The organism is Corynebacterium sp. (assembly GCF_012838985.1).
Classification (GTDB): domain Bacteria; phylum Actinomycetota; class Actinomycetes; order Mycobacteriales; family Mycobacteriaceae; genus Corynebacterium.
Genome location: NZ_DUOE01000066.1, coordinates 1 through 1,942 on the forward strand (window position 1 = coordinate 1; position 1,942 = coordinate 1,942).

General features: G+C 73.9%; 3 protein-coding genes. 1 reads left to right on the forward strand and 2 read right to left on the reverse strand.

Going from position 1 to position 1,942, the window contains the following annotated elements; translation table 11 throughout:
* A partial coding sequence (locus GXZ33_RS03845; RefSeq protein ID WP_291339518.1) for a DNA polymerase Y family protein occupies positions 1 to 654 on the reverse strand: 654 nt, incomplete at its 3' end.
* 1 nt (position 655) lies between these two features.
* A complete protein-coding gene (locus tag GXZ33_RS03850; protein ID WP_291339519.1) occupies positions 656 to 1,318 on the reverse strand; it encodes a hypothetical protein in 663 nt (220 codons plus the stop codon).
* Between the two features lie 93 nt (positions 1,319 to 1,411).
* Here GXZ33_RS03850 and GXZ33_RS03855 point away from each other — a divergent pair.
* The coding region (locus tag GXZ33_RS03855; RefSeq protein WP_291339520.1) for a hypothetical protein at positions 1,412 to 1,942 on the forward strand (531 nt) is incomplete at its 3' end.

Here is a 1,942-nt window from a genome sequence, read left to right on the forward strand (position 1 = left end):
GCGGTCGGCGGCGGCGCGGGCGATGCGGTGGCAGCGCTCCCCCGCCCCACCGAAACGGGTGCTCACGGCCGTGGCGGGCAGAGCGGCGAGCTCACCCAGGGTGCGCACCCCGAGCTCCCCGAGCGACTGCACGAGCGCCTGTCCGCAGTGCAGGGAGACCTCCGCCCCGAGCAGCTCCACCGGCTGCCCGGCGAGGAAGGCCCGCGACCCGCCCGCCGGCACCACCTGGCCTCCCCCGACGCGCGCCGCCAGGAGCGCGGTGGCGATCTCATCGGCCACCCCGACCTGGGCGTCGATGCCGCGACGGGCGGCAGCGTCGATGAGCATCTCGACGGCGCGCGCCTCCGAACCGTGGAACCGGCCCGCGGACCCCGCGTCCACCACGACGAGCCCCGGACGCAGCACCTCGATGGAGGAGGCGACATCGTCCAGGCCGGCGGCGATCGACCCGAACATCCGGCCGTCCCGGTCCGGGTCCTCCGCGAGGACGACCAGTCCCGGGCACACGGCCTGCGCCTGCCGCACCCGCATGTCACGGCGCACCCCGGCGCGGCGGGCGATGGCCAGGGTGTCGGGCAGCTCCGCCGTGTCCTTGTGGTCGAGGTACGCCGCCTGCACCGGCCAGTCCGGGAACCACAGGGCGGCCACGCGCATGTCACACCACCCGCAGTCCCGCCCGCTGCCCCACCGTCACGGTCGTGGAGGCCGACGGACGCCCCTTCGCCTCGACGCGGACGGCGATGTCCACGCCGCGGATCCGTCCGTGACCGCGGCCGATGCCGCGGAAGGTGGTCACGGTGGCGTCGATACGCACGTGCGGGGAGGGAACGCGCGCGCCGACGAGCACCAGCGCCGCCACCCCGCCGCGCAACCTGCCCAGCAGCGGGCGCACACGGACCGGTGAGAGCTCCAGCGGGACCGCCCACCGGGCGATCACCAGGTCCAGCCCCTCGACGAGCACGCCGACGATCCCGAGCGGATCGGAGCCCGGATCCGGCACGACGATGACGTGGTCCAGGCGTCCCTCCTCGACCACACCGGCGAGCGAGAGTTCCGGCCATCCGACCACTCCGACATGTCCGCCCGTCGCGGTAGCCTGGGCGATGAGTTCGACGATGAGCGCCGGACAGTCCGACACCTCGGTCACCGCCCGGCGTGCCAGTCCCCCTCCGGGCAGGGCGCGTGCCAGTTCAGAGGGGGTCCGGATGACCTCGGGGGCGCCGGGGGAGATCTCCGGGGTCCCGCCCCCGAGGGCCGATATCCGGGAACGCAGGAGCTCGACCTGCTCGGCCCGGCTGAGGCCGGAGAGGTCGTCCACCCCCTGCAGTTTCCGAACACCTGTTCTATCCACCGTTTCAGTATGCGTCGCCGCTCGCCCTGCGTCAACCGCCCTGCTCAGTTACCATGCCGCATGCACGCCCACGATCTCGGCTTCGGATCGGATCCCGCCCAGCTGCAGGAGCATCCCGACCGCCCCTCCCCCATCGTCCTGACAGATCCCGTCCGGGCCGGCCACACCGGCACCCACGGCCCCGCCATCACCGCGGAGCAGTGGCCGCGCGGCCCGCTCACGGGGCTGCCCATGGCTCACGCGCTCACCATCCGGGTGCCCGAGGAGTACCGCACCCGAGGTCCGGAGTTCGTCGGGGTCTCCTTCTTCCAGGGCGAGGGCCAGTCCGCGGAGCAGGATGCGGACGTCGCCGCCGTCCTCGCCGGCGACGCCCTCACCCCGGAGCAGGCCGCCGACCCCTTCCTCGTCCAGCTGGCCACGACCGTGGGCCGGGAACACCCCCGCCTGCGCCGCATGGAGGACATCATCGGGGGACAGTTCGCCCTGCTCTGGCTCACCGAGGAGGAACTGACCGGAACCCCTGCCGCTCCCCCGGAGGATGTCCGCCTGCCGGAGAGGCAGGCAACCGACGAGGGCCCCAACGCCTGGGAC